This is a genomic window from Rhodococcus sp. NPDC059968, assembly GCF_042738615.1.
GTDB lineage: Bacteria > Actinomycetota > Actinomycetes > Mycobacteriales > Mycobacteriaceae > Rhodococcus_F.
Window position 1 is genome coordinate 1 of record NZ_JBHWUE010000153.1, and the last position, 16,183, is coordinate 16,183.

15 protein-coding genes are annotated in these 16,183 nt (G+C 68.3%); 4 read left to right on the forward strand and 11 right to left on the reverse strand.

What is annotated here, in order from left to right:
* Positions 1 to 384: 384 nt before the first annotated feature.
* Both ACFWAY_RS49825 and ACFWAY_RS49830 read left to right on the forward strand, forming a co-directional pair.
* Entirely contained in the window at positions 385 to 918 is a 534-nt protein-coding gene (locus tag ACFWAY_RS49825) for a hypothetical protein (RefSeq protein WP_378515991.1), read from the forward strand.
* 21 nt (positions 919 to 939) lie between these two features.
* Positions 940 to 1,206, forward strand: a complete 267-nt coding sequence (locus tag ACFWAY_RS49830) for a hypothetical protein (RefSeq protein ID WP_378515992.1) — start codon at positions 940 to 942, stop codon at positions 1,204 to 1,206.
* Here the strand turns inward: ACFWAY_RS49830 and ACFWAY_RS49835 are convergent.
* Entirely contained in the window at positions 1,156 to 1,752 is a 597-nt protein-coding gene (locus ACFWAY_RS49835) for a hypothetical protein (protein WP_378515993.1), read from the reverse strand. The genes ACFWAY_RS49830 and ACFWAY_RS49835 overlap by 51 nt on opposite strands.
* Positions 1,752 to 4,052, reverse strand: coding sequence for an ATP-dependent DNA ligase (locus ACFWAY_RS49840; RefSeq protein ID WP_378515994.1), 2,301 nt, complete (start codon positions 4,050 to 4,052; stop codon positions 1,752 to 1,754). Before ACFWAY_RS49840 ends, ACFWAY_RS49835 begins: the two co-directional genes overlap by 1 nt.
* A 64-nt stretch (positions 4,053 to 4,116) precedes the next feature.
* Here ACFWAY_RS49840 and ACFWAY_RS49845 point away from each other — a divergent pair, with 64 nt between their 5' ends.
* Together ACFWAY_RS49845 and ACFWAY_RS49850 are read left to right on the forward strand one after the other, a co-directional pair.
* The gene (locus ACFWAY_RS49845) at positions 4,117 to 5,031 is read left to right on the forward strand and encodes a transporter substrate-binding domain-containing protein (RefSeq protein ID WP_378515995.1); all 915 of its coding nucleotides are present in this window, start codon (positions 4,117 to 4,119) and stop codon (positions 5,029 to 5,031) included.
* A gap of 87 nt (positions 5,032 to 5,118) precedes the next feature.
* Positions 5,119 to 6,261 carry an RNA-guided endonuclease InsQ/TnpB family protein gene (locus tag ACFWAY_RS49850; protein WP_378515996.1) on the forward strand — a complete coding sequence of 381 codons (1,143 nt, stop codon included), beginning with the start codon at positions 5,119 to 5,121 and terminating at the stop codon, positions 6,259 to 6,261.
* An 86-nt stretch (positions 6,262 to 6,347) separates the two neighbouring features.
* Here ACFWAY_RS49850 and ACFWAY_RS49855 read toward each other — a convergent pair whose 3' ends face one another.
* The 9 genes from ACFWAY_RS49855 to ACFWAY_RS49895 all read right to left on the reverse strand — a co-directional run bounded on the left by ACFWAY_RS49855 (position 6,348) and on the right by ACFWAY_RS49895 (position 16,101).
* Complete coding sequence (locus tag ACFWAY_RS49855; RefSeq protein ID WP_378515997.1) at positions 6,348 to 6,782, reverse strand: SRPBCC family protein; 435 nt, start codon at positions 6,780 to 6,782, stop codon at positions 6,348 to 6,350.
* A 100-nt stretch (positions 6,783 to 6,882) separates the two neighbouring features.
* Complete coding sequence (locus ACFWAY_RS49860; RefSeq protein WP_378515998.1) at positions 6,883 to 8,517, reverse strand: cation acetate symporter; 1,635 nt, start codon at positions 8,515 to 8,517, stop codon at positions 6,883 to 6,885.
* Complete coding sequence (locus tag ACFWAY_RS49865) at positions 8,514 to 8,876, reverse strand: DUF485 domain-containing protein (protein WP_072944727.1); 363 nt, start codon at positions 8,874 to 8,876, stop codon at positions 8,514 to 8,516. Before ACFWAY_RS49865 ends, ACFWAY_RS49860 begins: the two co-directional genes overlap by 4 nt.
* A gap of 184 nt (positions 8,877 to 9,060) precedes the next feature.
* Positions 9,061 to 10,818, reverse strand: a complete 1,758-nt coding sequence (locus tag ACFWAY_RS49870; RefSeq protein ID WP_378515999.1) for a cation acetate symporter — start codon at positions 10,816 to 10,818, stop codon at positions 9,061 to 9,063.
* 7 nt (positions 10,819 to 10,825) lie between these two features.
* Complete coding sequence (locus ACFWAY_RS49875; RefSeq protein WP_378457067.1) at positions 10,826 to 11,185, reverse strand: hypothetical protein; 360 nt, start codon at positions 11,183 to 11,185, stop codon at positions 10,826 to 10,828.
* A complete protein-coding gene (locus ACFWAY_RS49880; protein WP_378457066.1) occupies positions 11,182 to 11,976 on the reverse strand; it encodes a LytR/AlgR family response regulator transcription factor in 795 nt (264 codons plus the stop codon). The genes ACFWAY_RS49875 and ACFWAY_RS49880 overlap by 4 nt, the downstream gene beginning before the upstream one ends.
* A gap of 33 nt (positions 11,977 to 12,009) precedes the next feature.
* Positions 12,010 to 13,218 (reverse strand): histidine kinase, encoded by a 1,209-nt coding sequence (locus ACFWAY_RS49885; RefSeq protein WP_378516000.1) that lies wholly within the window; start codon positions 13,216 to 13,218, stop codon positions 12,010 to 12,012.
* Positions 13,219 to 13,240: 22 nt separating this feature from the next.
* Positions 13,241 to 14,488, reverse strand: a complete 1,248-nt coding sequence (locus tag ACFWAY_RS49890) for a lipase family protein (RefSeq protein ID WP_378516001.1) — start codon at positions 14,486 to 14,488, stop codon at positions 13,241 to 13,243.
* Positions 14,485 to 16,101, reverse strand: a complete 1,617-nt coding sequence (locus ACFWAY_RS49895) for a Na+/H+ antiporter (RefSeq protein WP_378457063.1) — start codon at positions 16,099 to 16,101, stop codon at positions 14,485 to 14,487. Before ACFWAY_RS49895 ends, ACFWAY_RS49890 begins: the two co-directional genes overlap by 4 nt.
* Positions 16,102 to 16,183 lie beyond the last annotated feature (82 nt).

A 16,183-nucleotide genomic window follows, 5' to 3' on the forward strand; every position in this document is an offset into this window, starting at 1 on the left:
TACTTCGCCGCCTCCGCAGGCGGAGCCCCACTCGCCATCATCGCCGAGTACATCACCAACCAAAAACGACCCGAACCCACGAAAGAAAGCGACCCCGCTACGCGCGATCGCGCAGTACAGAATCAGCTTCCTCCCGGCCCTAAAGGGCCAGGCTTCCTCTGATTAATCCGGTGAAAATTCTGTGCAGGTTTGCCCGCGGTTCCGCCGCGGGGTGGGAGATGGGCACCCTGGGGTGCCTGTCGAAAGGCTCGCGGCCGGCGCAAGCTTGGTCTATCAGCCCAGCTAGACACCCCAATCCATCGGAGGCACCCCATCGTCCACACCGCAACCCGCATCGCGATCGGCGCAACCGCCGCCCTCACGTTCTCCCTCGCAGGAGCCGCCGTGATCGTTATTGCCGGTGGACATACCGAGGGTGCTCCGACCCCGAGCTCGGAGGGGGCCGTCTCGCAGCAGCAGCCGGCTCCGGCGATCGCGCCGACCCCGAGTCGGATCGTCGTCGCAGACCCCGGCTATTCAGTGAATCCCGGATACTCGGCGGAGCCCGGCTATTCGGCCGACACCGAAACGGCGGCGGCGGGACCAGGTGTCGTTCCGCCCATCGTGGCGGCACCGCCCATCGTCCGGGCACCGATCGCCCAGCCGCCGGTTGCCCAGCAGCCCATCGCCCAGCAGCCCGTCGCCCAGCCGCCCGTTGTGGTGGACCCGCCCGTCGTGGTCGATCCGCCCGTCGTGGTCGACCCCGTTCACCCGCCGAAGGGTCCGTTCGAAGGACCGGGCCAGGTCGAGCCGGGCGTTCTCGAACCCGAAACCAATCCCTTCCCCGTCGGCGGCGGCCCGAAGCCTGCCCCGCCCGCGGCCCCGCAGACGCCCGGCGGAGTCGGCCCCGTCGACGGCGGAACCGTCGTCGGTCCCTGATCACCGGAGGAAATTCACACCATGTCCCACACCAAGACCCGCATCGCGATCGGCTCGGGCGCGGCCTTCGTCCTCTCGGTCGTCGGCGCCGCCGGGATCGCCGTCGCCAACGGCACGGCGTCACCGATCGCCGACGTGAGTGTCTCCGAGCAGCACCAGGAGGAGGACACGACGTCCGCACCCATGCCGGTCTTCACGCCCCCGGCGCTGCGCACCCCGACACAGGAACCGCCCGGATCATTCGACACCGCGTCGGCCGGCCCATTCGAACCAGCCCCCTGGCGGTAACTCGAGCGCCGGCGGCTGCTCTCGACCGTCCGGTGCCTCGACGAGCGCGTGGACCGGTTCCGGCCACAGTGTTTCCACCCGCTCCGCGGCTTCGGCGAACACGGCGGAATCGAGGTCGGTCCGAGACTCGGGGACACCGAAGTAGGGCCACGCCGTGATCATCGACCAGCGTTTCGGCGGCGGGAGCGGCTGGAGAAAATACGTCTTGTCAGCGGTGAGTGGTCCGCCGCGCCCTGCCCCGCCGTGCAGGCCGTCGGTCATGCGGGCGCCGGGAAGGTTCGTGAACACCCTGCCGTCCGCGTACTCGACTCCGAACAGAAACGGCCCGCTGCTCTTCGGCGACGCGGGTTTGCCGAATCCGAACATGTCGAGCAGCACCGTGGACTCGGGCCTGCGTGCCTGGACCGTGAATTCGACACCACAGCTGTACACGTGAACGTCGGTCAGCCACAGCACGAGCGACTCGGTGCGGGCCAGCACGGTATCGACCGGCACGGAGACGGGGATCTCGTTCTCCGGGGTCGATTGGAATCGGATAGCGGTCATCACGAGACCTCCACTTCGACATCCTCGGGTGCCTTGTCGTCCCTGAGTCCCCGCCAGCTGGGGTGCCGCAATCTCTTCGAGCCGGTCCAATCCATGAACCGCACCTCCGCGACCAGTGTCGGGGTGACCCACACGGCCCCCTTGCGGTCGGCGGTGGGCAGGTCTTCGACGAACGGGCTGGTGTCGGTTTCGAGCGGGCCCAGGGTGGACGCGAGTTCCTGCAGATCCCGTTCGGTGAAGCCGGTTCCGACGCGCCCGATGTAGCGCAGTCCGCCGTCCTCGGGGACGCCGAGCAGTACCGACCCGATTCCCGTGGACCGCCCCCCTTGACCGCGGCGCCACCCGCCGATCACGGCTTCCTGTGTGCGCCAGTTCTTCACCTTGATCCAGCTCGACCCCCGCTTGCCCGGCAGGTACACGGATTCGCGGCGTTTCGCCACGACACCTTCCCAGCCCTTGCCGCGGCTCTCGTCCAGAGCGTCCTGCGCGGACCCGTGCAGTTGCGGGGGAACGACCAAGTCGTCCACCTTGGCCGCCAGGGCTTCGAGGACGCGGCGCCGGTCGGTGTACTTCTTGCGTAACAACGACACTCCGTCGAGGTACAGCACATCGAACGCGAGAAAGTGCGGATCGTTGCCCTGCTGCAGCAGGCCGAAGTTCGCGACACCCCGGTCGTCGAACGCGACCACTTCACCGTCGAGGACCACCTCATGGTCGCCGAGAGAGTCTGCCAGCCAACCCAATCGAGCATAGTCGCGTGTCTTGTCGTTGCCCGCCCGGCTCGTCAGCTTCAGCTCGCCGCCACTGATCTCGGCGATCACCCTGATCCCGTCCCACTTCCCTTCGAAGGCCCACTCGTCGGCGTCCAGTCCGTCGAGGGTGCCGGGACTCGCGAGCATCGGCGACAGTCCGCGCGGCAGTTCGGACGTGTGCGACCCACCCGGTGTCTGATCCTTCATCAGGTGCATCAGCCACTGGTCGGCCTTCGTGCGGATCAGCGCGAACCGGCCCTCCACCTGCTCGCCGTGAATTTGGACGATCACCTCGTCGTCGCGCCACTTCTCGGTGTCGTACGTTCCCCTGTCCCAGATGGTCATCTCGCCGCCGCCGTACTCGCCCTTCGGGATGGTCCCGGAGAACGTGAGGTATTCGAGCGGGTGATCCTCGGTGTGCACGGCGAGCCGGTTCTCCCCCGTCGTCGTCGGCACGTTCTTCGGCACCGCCCACGACACGAGCACCCCGTCGCGTTCGAGCCGCAGGTCGTAGTGGAGGCGCCGAGCGTGGTGTTCCTGGATGACGAAACTGTTGCCCTCCCCCGGCTGCACCGTGGCCGGCATCGGCTCGGGTGTCCGTCCGGGATCACGCTTACGGCGGTACTCGGCGAGGGCTGCGTCGTCCTCGATCGGCGGATCGAGTCCGGCGAGCAGGTCGCCGTCCGACTCCCACCGTTCGAGTACTTCCTCGAACCGCAGCTGTCGTAGGTCGGGGTCGTCGAGTTCGTCCCAGCTCCGCGGCGCCGCGACATACGGCTGGGAGCGCCCCCGCAGCGAATACGGTGCGATGGTGGTCTTGGACGGATTGTTCTGGCTCCAGTCGACGAACACCTTTCCCGCGCGCACCGCCTTGGCCATGGTGGCGGTGACGAGTTCAGGCCGGAGCTTCTCCAATCCCGTCGCCACCTGCTTCGCGACGGTCGACGCGCCCGAACCGTCCAGCTTCCGGTCGAGCGGCACGTACAGGTGAATACCCTTGCTGCCGCTGGTGACCGGATACGCGGTCCAGCCGAGGTTCGCGACCAGATCGCGCACGGCTCGTGCCACCTCCGCGCATTCGGCCAGGCCCACACCGGGACCGGGGTCGAGGTCGAAGACGATCCGGGTGGCGGGACCCCGATGTGAGCCGTCGAACCGCCACTGCGGCACGTGCAGTTCGAGTGCTGCCTGCTGCCCCGCCCACACAAGGGCCGCGACCGAGTTCAGGAGCGGATAGTGCACGGACCGATCCGAGTGCTCGAGTGCGCGGCGCTCCAACCACCCCGGTGCGGAGGCCGCGAGGTTCTTCTCGAAGAACGGCGCGCTGTCCACCCCGTTGGGCCAGCGTTTGCGGGTGGCGGGACGGTCGACGACGTGCGGGAGCATGGCGGGCGCGATCCGCGTGTAGTAGTCGATCACCTCTCCCTTCGTCGTGCCCGACTCCGGGTAGAGGACCTTGCCGAGATTGGTCAGGGACAGGCGATGTCCGTCGACCGTCAGTTGCCTAGTTCCCACAGTGGCCACGCGCGCCTCCCTCCGCCAATACATACATATTGTGCGCCGCGCGGCCGCTTCGCTGGCCGGATCGCTACCCGCCAGGCAAGATGGCGGGGTGCACCGAGGACCTAAGACAGCCGTCGCCGCCATATCCGCTGCACTGACATTGCTCGCCGGATCCTGCTCCACCGACACCCCATCGGAGGTCGACGCACAGGCCGAAGCCACGACGATTCCCGAAGCGTTCACCAAACTTCCGTCCACCCGCGCAGTCGGCGACTGCGCTCCCGGCAGCGGCGTCACCGCGCAAGACGGCGTGGTCACCATCGCCACCGACAGTCCGTCGTACCAGCCGTGGTTCGTCGGCGGTGACCCGTCCAACGGCAAGGGCTACGAGGGCGCCGTCGCCCGGGAAGTGGTCGAGAAGCTGGGATACGGTCCGGACCAGGTGCAATTCGAGACCGTCGCGTTCAACGACGCGCTCGCGGCCGGTGAGAAGAACTTCGATTTCGCCATCGACCAGTTCACTATCGTCGACACCCGGCGCGAGACGGTCGATTTCAGTTCGCCGTACTACGCCGTCACGCAGTCGGTGCTGGCGCTGAAGAACTCTCCCGCTGCCAGAGCCAAATCGCTCGCCGACCTCGCGCCGTTCCGCCTCGGGGCGCAGGTGGGGTCCACGAGTTTCGACGCCATCACCCAGACCGTGCAGCCCCGCCAGGCACCGATCAGTTTCACCACCACCGACGACGCCAAAGCCGCCCTGGCCGCGGGCGCCATCGACGCGTTGGTGGTGGACATCCCGACCGGATTTCAGATCACCGCCAACGAGGTGAAGGACAGTATCCTCGTCGGGCAGTTCCCGCGCCCGAACGCCGTCACCGAATTCTTCGGCCTCGTGCTGGAGAAGAACAGTCCGCTCACCGCGTGCGTCTCGGCGGCCGTCGATTCCCTCTACGCCGACGGGACGCTGGACGCCCTTGCCGCCGAGTGGATCACCGACACCGGCGGCGCGCACGTCCTCGATTGATCCGTGAATCTATCGGCGCATACCCAGTCCTTCAGGTCCGGGACAGCCGACCTGGTTTTGTCGGACCGTGTGGCTAGTGTCTGAGTTATGGCGGGGAGGGTGGTGAAGCGGGCGTTCAAGTACCGCTTCTATCCGACTGCGGTGCAGGCGGAACAGCTTGCTCGGACCTTCGGATGCACCCGGTACGTCTACAACCGGGCGTTGGCCGAGCGCTCGCGTGCCTGGTCGCAGGAGCAGCGGCGGGTCACCTACAGCGACACCTCGAAGATGCTCACCGGATGGAAGCGGGACACCGAGACCGCGTGGTTGTCAGAGCCGTCGAAGGGGCCGTTGCAGGAGTCGCTGCGGCAGTTGCAGGGCGCGTTCGACAGGTTCTGGCGCAAGCAGTCCCGCTACCCGCAGTTCAAGAAGAAGGGTCACTCGAAGGATTCGGCGACCTACTATTCGAACTGCTTCACCTACCGCGGCGGGCAGATCCGGTTGGCCAAGCAGTCCGAACCGCTGGACATTCGGTGGTCGAGGCCGCTACCGGAGGGGGCGACACCGTCGCAGGTGACGGTGTCGCGTAATGCTCGTGGTCAGTACCACATTTCGATTCTCGTCGAGGACACGATCACCGAGCACCCGTCGACCGATCGGGTGGTCGGGCTCGACGCCGGGATCACGAGCCTCTACACACTCTCGACGGGGGAGAAGATCACCAACCCGCGCCACGAGCGCACGGACCGTGAGCGGCTGGCGAAGGCACAGCGGGTGCTGGCCAAGAAGCAGAAGGGATCCCGTAACCGGGCCAAAGCCCGACTGAAAGTCGCGAAGATTCATGGCCGGATCGCTGATCGGCGCCGTGATTATCTGCACACACTCTCCACTCGACTGGTGCGCGAAAACCAAGTGATCGCCATCGAGGATCTGAGTGTGCGAAACATGGTCAAGAATCGGTCGTTGTCTCGGGCGATCTCCGATGCGAGTTGGTCCGAGTTCCGGTCGATGCTCGAATACAAGGCCGACTGGTACGGGCGGCAGGTGGTGGCGATCGACCGGTTCTATCCCTCGTCGAAGACCTGCTCGGTGTGTGGGGCGATCGCCTCGGAGATGCCGCTGACCGTGCGGGAGTGGACGTGCCGATGCGGCGCCGTCCACGATCGGGATGTGAATGCGGCGAGGAATATTTTGGCCGTCGGACTGGCGGTGGCAGCCTGTGGAGATGGTGTGAGACCGCCCCGCACCTAACGTGTGGGGAGGCAACTGTCGGTGAAACAGGAACCTCGAGACGCGAGTCCCGAGGGGATTCTCGGTCGTTCACGGCCGAGAGGACGTCAACACGCATACAGCTCGACGAATGTCTTCAGGGACTTCTCGATGTCGCCCTTCAGCGCCTTCGCGACACCTGAGCCGATGGGCCCGAACAGTGGTGCGCCACCGAGTTCGATGGTGAACGCCACCTCGGACGCGTCACCCTTCGCCTTGACGTCGAGCACCATTCCGAGCTTCACGCCGCCCTTGCCGTCACCCTTGAGAACGATGCGGTTCGGGGCCTCGTACTCCTTGATCGTCCACTTCACGCGATTGCGGAGTCCCTTGACCGTCACGACGGAACTGATCTCGGTTCCGGCCGTGAGGGTCTCGGGAAGTTCGCCGCGCCAGCCGTCGTGGACCACGAACCACTTGTCGAAGTCCTGCAGATTCGAGGCCTTGTCCCAGGTGTCCTGGGGGCTGAGGGGAACATCGGTCTTGACCGTGAGTTTCGCCATTCGTGCAGCCTACGGCCTGTGAGTACTTATTAAGCCCGGCGGCGTCGCGGCCTGCGCGGCGCACCGCCCGCGGTTAATAAGTACTCACAGGCCGAAGGCATTAGTGGGAGACGGCCTTCTCCACACCGACACCGGTGAGCGAGCGGACCTCCATCTCGGCCTGCTTGGCGGGATCCTCCGCCTTGCTGCGGCCGATGTAGGTGCCGACGATGCCGAGCACGAACGCCAGCGGGATGGAGACGATGCCCGGGTTGGCGAGCGGGAAGAAGTCGAAGTCGGCGTTGGGGAACATCGACGACGGCTTACCGGACACGGCCGGGGAGAACACGATCAGCAGGAGGCAGCTGATGAGGCCGCCGTAGATGCTGAAGAGGGCACCGGTGGTGTTGAACTTCTTCCAGAACAGCGAGTACAGCAGTGTCGGCAGGTTGGCCGAGGCGGCCACCGCGAAGGCGAGCGCCACCAGGAACGCGATGTTCTGGCCCATGGCCATGATGCCGAGGACGATCGATACGAGGCCGATCACGACGACCGTGATCCGGGATACCCGCACCTGGGACTCTTCCGACGCGTGTCCGCGCTTGATGACGCTGGCGTAGATGTCGTGGGCGAACGACGCGGACGCCGTGATCGCCAGCCCCGCCACCACCGCGAGAATCGTCGCGAACGCGACCGCGGAAATGATCGCCAGGAAGATGGTGCCGCCCAGCTCGAACGCGAGCAGCGGCGCCGCCGCGTTCTCCTTGCCGGGCGCTGCGAGGATGACGTCGGGGCCGACCATCTTGGCGGCGCCGTAGCCGAGGACGAGCGTGAACAGGTAGAAGGCGCCGATCAGTCCGATCGCCCAGGTGACCGAGCGGCGGGCTTCCTTGGCGGTGGGGACGGTGTAGAACCGCATCAGCACGTGCGGCAGGCCCGCGGTGCCGAGGACCAGTGCGATGCCGAGCGAGATGAAGTCGAGCTTGCTCATCGAGCTGATGCCGTACTTGGCGCCGGGAGCGAGGATGTCGCGGCCCGCGATGGCCTCGTTCGTGGAAGTGCTGACCGTCGCCTGGGCGTCGGCGAGCAGCTGGGAGAAGTTGCCGCGCACCGCGAACAGCACGAGGAAGAACATGACGCCGGCTCCGGCGACCAGCAGCACCGCCTTGACCATCTGCACGTAGGTGGTGCCCTTCATGCCGCCGACGAGCACGTACACGATCATCAGCACGCCGACGACCGCGACGACGACGCCCTGACCGACCTTGCCGTCGATGTTCAGCAGCAGCGCGACGAGTCCGCCGGCGCCGGCCATCTGCGCGAGCAGGTAGAACAGCGAGACCACCAGCGTGGACAGCGCCGCGGCCATCCGCACGGGACGCTGCTTGAGCCGGAAGCTCAGCACGTCCGCCATCGTGAACCGGCCGGTGTTGCGGAGCAGTTCCGCGACCAGCAGCAGGGCCACCAGCCAGGCGACGAGGAAGCCGACCGAGTACAGGAAACCGTCATAGCCGTACACCGCGATGGCGCCGGCGATGCCGAGGAACGATGCCGCCGACAGGTAGTCGCCGGCGATGGCGAAACCGTTCTGCGGCCCGGAGAACTGACCGCCGCCGGTGTAGAAGTCCGAGGCCTTCTTGGTGGTGCGGCTCGCGCGGATCACGATGGTCATCGTGATCACGACGAACGCCACGAAGATGCCGATGTTGAGGATCGGGTTGCCGACGTCGGTGCCTGCGGCGAGTGTGGTGATCACTTGAGTGGTCCTTCCAGCTCTTCGCGGATCGCGGCGGAGCGGGGATCGAGTTCCCGGTTGGCGAACTTCACGTACAGCGCGGTAATCACGAACGTGGTCACGAACTGGCCGAGACCGAGGATGATGCCCAGGTTGACGTTGCCGATCACCTTGGTGGCCATGAACTCGGGCGCGTACGTGGCCAGCAGGACGTACGCCGCGTACCAGGCGAGGAAGAACGCCGTCATCGGGAAGACGAAACTACGCAGGCGGTGTCGCAACTCCTGGAACTCCGGGCTCGCCTGCATGTCTACGAAGGCTTGCGCATCAGGGGTGCGCCGCTTCTGCGGTGCGCCCTCACTGAGGTCGGCTGTGGTCACTGCAGACTCCTTGGTCGTGTGAAGTGAACTAATTGCCGACGTTAGTGAGAGTTGAGTCACAGAAATAGGCTGTGGCGTCTGTCACACGGCGAGCTGCCGGACTGTGCGCCGAACGGTCACCCGACCGCGACAAGCGGCTCCGCCGCCTGTGCGCCTTTCTGGTTGCGGGAGCTACCAGAAAGGCTCACGGGGAGCGGAGCTCCCCCTCGCGGTCGGAGCCCACATCGAGGCGTTCCGGGGCGTGCATCCGGGTGAAGATCCGGCTGAGGTCGGCGGGAATCTGACGCTTCGTCACCTTGCTGACCAGCACCATCGTGACGAAGGCCAGGGGAACGCTGACGGCGGCCGGGTACGCGACCATCGCCGCGGGCCAGCCGTTCCAGGCGTCGACGGTGAAGCCGCCCAGCACCGACACCCCGGCGGCACAGCCGGCGACGAGCCCGCCGGCGACCATCCCGGCGCCCGCCCCGGCGGCGGTCAGACCACGCCACCAGATGCCGAGCACGAGCAGCGGGCAGAGCGTCGACGCCGCGACCGCGAACACCAGCCCCACCGTCCGCGACAGGTCCAGCGACGTCACCCCGAGCGACAGCACCAGCGGCACCGCCCCGGCCAGGACTGCGGCGATCCGGAAGTCCCGGATCCGCCCGCGCAGGACGTCGGTGCTGAGCACCCCGGCGATGCTGACGAGCAGGCCGGACGACGTGGACAGGAACGCCGCGATGGCCCCGGCCGCTACCAGTGCGGCGAGGAGTTGCCCGGCCCACCCGGAAATCACGGAGCCCGGTAGCAGCAGGACCGCGGCATCGGACGTCCCGGTGATGAGCAGTTGCGGCACATACAGCCGCGCGAACACCCCGAGCAGCGTCGGGAACAGGTAGAACACTCCGAGCAGCCCGACCACGACCAGCGACGTCAGCCGAGCGGCCCGCCCGTCGGGGTTGGTGTAGAACCGGACGAGCACGTGCGGCAGCCCGAGCGTGCCGAGGAACGTGGCGAGGATCAGCGAGTACACCTGGTACATCGGGTGGTCGCCGCCGAATCCCCAGCCTGGGGCGATCCAGTCGGAGTTGTCGGCGGGAGCGCCCGCGACCACGGGAACCGGTGCGCCCGCCTCGAGGGTCATCGACGTGCCCTCGCCGAGGTGGTGTTCGCCCGGCTCGAGGCGAACGTCACCGGTCGCCGGGGCCCCGTCGATCGTCCCCGACCCGCCGACGGTCACCGGTTCGGACACCTGCACGACGACGTCGGTGGTGATGTCGACGGTGGTCTGCTCGCTCACGGTGGGCGGTGCGGCGGCGCCCAGTTCGTGGTGGTCGGCGAAGAAGTACACCGACAGCACGAGCGCCGGGATCGCGACCGCGGTGAGTTTCAGCCAGTACTGGAACGCCTGGACGAACGTGATGGATCGCATGCCGCCGCCCACCACGTTTGCGATGACGATGAGCCCGACGACGACGGCCCCGACCCAGCTCGGCACCCCGAGCAGGATGTTCAGGGTCAGTCCCGCCCCCTGGAGTTGCGGGACGAGGTACAGCGCGCAGACGGCGGCGACGACGAGCATCGCGAGGGTGCGGAGCCGGCGGGACCCGAGCCGGAACTCGGCGAAGTCCGGCACCGTGTACGCGCCGGAGCGTCGCAGCGGTGCGGCGACGAACAGCAGCAGCCCGAGGTAGCCGGCCGTGAAGCCGATCGGGTACCAGAGGGCGTCTGCGCCGTATTTCGCGATCAGACCGGCGACACCGAGAAAGGATGCGGCCGAGAGGTACTCGCCGGAGATGGCGGCGGCGTTCCACCGCGGTCCGACGCTGCGGGACGCGACGAGGAAGTCGGAGGTGGTGCGGGCCAACCGCACTCCGTAGATGCCGATGGCCACCGTCGCGACCGCGGCCGCGGCGAGACCGGCCAGGGTCAGCCAGGGAATGGGTTGGTCGGTGGTCACGGGATGCTCAGTCGTCCACCAGGTCGGCGAATTCCTGTTCGTTGCGCTCGGCCTGCCGCACGTAGATCCAGCCGGTGGTCAGGAGCACCGGGTACACGAGCGCCCCGAGCACCACCCACGGCAGCCGGATCCCCAGCACCGACACGTCCGACAACGCCGGGAACAGGAACATCACGAGCGGCACCGCGCACAGCAGGCACGCCGCGAGGAGCGCGAGCCGGATCGCCAGCACGAGCTGGGTGCGCACGAGCCCCCGGATCATCGCGTCCCCGACCGCGGTCTGTTCCTGCACCTCGACCCGGGTGCGGACGATCCGCGCACCGCGGCGCTGGGCGAGGACGACCCGCACCCGCTCCGGCGAACTCATCGCGCAGTCCACGTTTGTTTCGGCGCCCGGACCAGCCGGTCCTTGAGCATCCGGGTGTGCCTGCGGCTGACCGGCAGTTCGACGGGCGGGCGGTCACCGTGCGCGCGGAGGCACACGACGAGACCGTTGCCGACGGTCCGGATTCCGGTGACCCTCGGCAACGCGACGAGGTACGAGCGGTGGACCCGCAGGAACCCGGCGTCCGCCCAGCGCGTCTCCAGTGCCGAGATGGGGATGCGGACGAGGTGGGAGCCGTCCGCGGTGTGCAGGCGCGCGTAGTCGCCGTCCGCTTCGACCCACTCGACGGAGGATCGGTGCACGAGCGTGGTGATGCCGCCGAGTTCGACCGGAATCACCTCGTCGGTGGGGGCGGCCGGTCCCGCGTCGACCCGCCTGCGGCGCCCCTCGACGATGCGGCGCACCGATTCCGCCAGCCGCTCCTCGCGCAACGGTTTGAGGAGATAGTCGACGGCTCCGAGGTCGAATGCGGCGACGGCCCGGTCGTCGTGGGCGGTCACGAACACCACCTGCGGCGGCGACGCGAAATTCGCGAGAATCCCGGCCAGCTCGAGACCGTCGAGTCCGGGCATGTTGATGTCGAGGAAGACGGCGTCGATCTCGCCGTCCCGGAGTATGCGCAGCGCCGTGGTGGCATCTCCCGCGGTCCGGATGTCGCCGACCGCGTCCTGGGCGCGCAGCAGGAACGCCAGCTCGTCGAGGGCGGGTTTCTCGTCGTCGACGGCCAGCACGGTGAGGGGTGCGTCCGGAGACTTGTCGTCAGTGTGGTTCACAACGACAGCAATCGTCGCACGGACACTTCCCGTTCACGTCGAGATCCCCCGCCGGAACTTCGGGACCCGCATGCTCACCTTGGTGCCCGCACCGGGCGCGGTCTCCACCACGAGTCCGTAGTCGTTGCCGAACGCGGCGCGCAGGCGGTCGTCGACGTTGGCGAGCCCGACGTGCGCCGCCTCCTTCACCCCTGACGTCTCGGCCACCGAGTCCAGCGACCCCGACCGCAGCAGTTCGGGATCCATGCCGACCCCGTCGTCCTCGACGCTGATCACGCAGTCGGTGCCCTCGTCGGCGGCGACGATACTGACGGTGCCGCCGTCCGGTTTGGCGGCGATTCCGTGACGCACCGCGTTCTCGACCAGCGGTTGCAGCGCAAGGAACGGCAGCACCACGTTCAGCACCTCCGGCGCCACCTGCAATTTCACGGCGAGGGCGTCGCCGAACCGGGCGCGCTCGAGGGTGAGGTACCGGTCGATGTTGCGCAGTTCGTCGGCCAGCAGGGTGAACTCCCCCGCCGAACGGAACGAGTACCGCGTGAAGTCGGCGAACTCGAGAATCAGTTCCCGGGCGCGATCGGGATCGGTGCGGACGAACGACGCCACCGTGTTCAGCGCGTTGTAGATGAAGTGGGGGCTGATCTGCGCGCGCAGCGCCCGGACCTCCGCGCGGTCGAGTCGGGCGCGGGACGCGTCGAGGTCGGCGAGTTCGATCTGGCTGCACGCGTACCGGGCGACCTCCGTGACGGCGCCGAGCATGCCCGGACCGGGGTCTTCCGTGGTGACGATGCCGAGCACCCCGACCACCCCGGTGGCCTCGATGAGCAGCGGCTGGGCGACCAATGCCCGCACCGCGCCGTCGCCCGTGCCCCGGACGAGGCCGCCGTAGGCGACGAGCACCCGGCGCTCCCCGTCGACCGCGCGGGCGGCGGCGTCGTGCAGTTGTTCGGTCATGGCCTCGTGCGGTCCGCTCCACGCGAGGAGATCACCGGCGGCGTCGAAGACGCCCACCGCCTGCGCGCCGGTCAGCAGGCGCAGGTGCGGCGCGGCCTCCTCCGCCGACGTCTCGTCGAGCCCCCGACGCAACGGCCGCGCCGCCAGCGACGCCGTGTGGAGGGTCGTGTGAACGGCCCGTTCGGTGGGTGTCGTCAGCTCACGCCGGGCGCGCAGCCACACGGCGGTGAACGTGACGACGGGGACGAGGACGAGCAACGCGACGACGGCGACGACTGTTCCCGTCATTCGCCGTCGTCCAGTCGAGCGATCACGGTGTTCCTCCCTCGGCACACGTGTCGGGTGCGGGCACGTCGGCGAAGCGGTCGGCAATCCACTGCACCGCCCCGGGGACGGAGCGCCCGTCCGCGTGCCCTTCCCCTGACCGGAAGTCGAACTCGACGACGTCGCCGAGCGCGCACGCGTGATCGACGGCCTGCGAAGTCCATTGCGGCAGAATGAGGTTGTCCCGCTCCCCCACCACGACGAGCATCGGCCCGCCCGCGCCGTTCCTGGGCAGGGCGATGTCCTCGAGCCACACTCGCATGCGCTCGGCGTCGGCCTCCGTCCGCGGACCCGTGTCGGCCGGGGTGAGTCGGGTTGCCACCGTCCACTTCTCGGGGAGTTTCGCGGCGACGCACGACAGCGTGACGTCGGGCGTGGCGGCGAGGGCGCCGCGCATGTAGTCGTCCGGATTCAGCTCGGGGTGCACCACCTTCAGTCCCTCGAGGAGATACGGGAGGAACATCTTCTGCGGCAACGACAGTGGTTCGACGGTCCCGTCGGCGACGATCCCCGACAGATCGGCCGCGGGTGACAGATTCGCCGAGCCGACGAACTCGAGCCCGTCGCCGTAGTCGTCCGCGTGCTCGGCTGCGGACCACGACGCCTGACCACCCTGCGAGACCCCGATCGCCGCCCAGCGCGTCGACGCCTCCGGCACCACGTTGCGCGCCGCCCGGACCGCGTCGATCAGGTCGTAGGCGGCGGTGGCGGGTTCGAGATAGGGGTGCGGGCCGTCGGTGCCGAGGCCTTGGTAGTCGGTGACGGTCACGACGTAACCGCGCTGCAGCAGCGGGCGGACGAGGTTCGTCGTGCCCAGCAGGGTCGGTGACGACGAGGGGGCGCACTCGTCGGTGACGCCCGTGGTGCCGTGCCCGACCGTGACGACGGGCCGGCCGCCGGCCGGTGCGGGACCGGCGGGAGTGAACACCGTGCCCACGACCTCCGAGCCGCCGCCGTCGACACCGGACGTCGACCGGTAGACGACGCGGGTTGCCGTGGCGCCGAGGGCGGTGATCGCCGGATCGATGTCGGGCATCGGCTCCTGACTGGTCAGCGCGCCACGCTGATCCCCGGTCGGCGCCCGGGGAACGGAGGGGGCGGAGGATGCGGCCGCCGAGGTGGTGGGAGACGGGCTCGGGGACGCCTCGTCCGTGGCGCAGGCGGTCATCGCCACGACACCGGCAAGAGCGATCACGGCGGTTCGCACCGGACGAACACCCACCTCGCACCTCATTCGCGACGTCTCCGCACCCGCTCCTCGGCTGCTGCCTCCTCCACATCGAGGCTTTCCAACACGCTACGCATCACTTCGTCGTCGAGCGTGCCCGCGTCGCGGGCGGCGATGATCGCCTCGCGCTGCGCGCGCAGGGCTGCGCGTCGGAAGTGGTCGAACAGTGCGCCGGCCCGCTGCATCTTCGCGGCGTCCTCCGCCTCCTCGGCCTGGAGCCGGGCCCGCATCGACCGCCGCACCCGGTCGAGGATGTCGGTCAGGTCGGCTCGGTCGATTCCCTCCGGCGGGTGTTCGGCGAACTCGACGAGGGCCCGTTCGCCGGCGTCGCGTGAGATCGCGCGGGCCAGCTTCACCTGGTCCTCCTCGCGCTCGCGTTCGCCGGGATCCGCCAGATCGAGCATCCGGATCAGCAGCGGCATGGTGGCGCCCTGGATCAGCAGCGTGCCGACGGCCACGACGAACGCGATCGCCTGGATCACCTCGCGCCCCGGAAACGGCTGCCCACTCGCGATCACCACGGGCACACCGGACGCGGCGGCGAGCGTGACGACCCCGCGCATTCCCGCCCACGACACGACGAGGCTCTCCCGCCACCCGAGTTCCACCGAGCCGCCCGGCGCCGTGATCGCCAGCCCCAGCCGGCGGCGGAGCCAGTGCAGCAGGATCCACGCCGGCCGTATCGCCATGACCACGGCGAGGACCGCGAAGCCGTAGAAGAAGACGTGGTGCACCGGTAGGCCCTGGTCGCGGACGTCGTCGATGACGAACTTCAGTTGCAGCCCCATGTAGGCGAACACGAACATCTCGAGCAGGAGGTCGACACTCTCCCACAGCGACCGCTCCTGGATGCGGGTGGCCACGGAGGCGTCGGTGGCCTTGTGCCCCATCAGGAACCCCGCGGCGACCACCGACAGCACACCGGACGCGTGCACCTCCTCGGCGACGAGATACGCGACGAACGGGAGCATCAGCCCCAGCACCGTTTCCAGCGGTGAGTCGTACATGCGGTGACGCACCCACTCGACGATCTTCGCGAGTACCAGTCCGATGAGCACGCCGCCGATCACCTCGTAGCCGAAGAACACCACGGGAGGGACCGGGATCGTCGCCCCGACGACGGCGGAGACGGCGACGGTGAACAGCGTCAGCGCGGTCGCGTCGTTGACGAGTCCCTCGCCGGTGAGGATCGCGATCACCCGGTTCGGCAGGCCGAGCCTGCGGCCGACCGCGACGGCACTGACCGCGTCGGTCGGCGCGACGACGGCGCCGAGGACCAGCGCCGCGCCGAGCGTGAATTCGGGGACCAGCCAGTTGGAGAAGAAGGCCACCCCGATGGCGGTCACGAGGACGGTGAAGATCCCCAGCCGGAGAATCGGTGCGAGGTGGCGCCGGAACGTGGCCACCGAGAACTTCAGCGCCGCGGAATACAGCAGCGGCGGCAGCACCACACCGAGGATGGCGTCCGGGTCCAGTTCGAGCCGCGGCATCCCGGGGATGAACGACGCCACCGACCCGATGGTCACGAGCACCAGTGGCGCCTGGAGGTCCCGGCGCTTCGCGAAACTCGTCACGGCAATGGCGGCAATGATGACGAGGAGCACGAGGACGCCGTTCACGACACCGATTCTGCCGCGCCCGCCCGCCGTGCGCGGGTCATCTCCGAAGACGCGCGTGGGCCCCGGTCCGGAAACCGGGGCC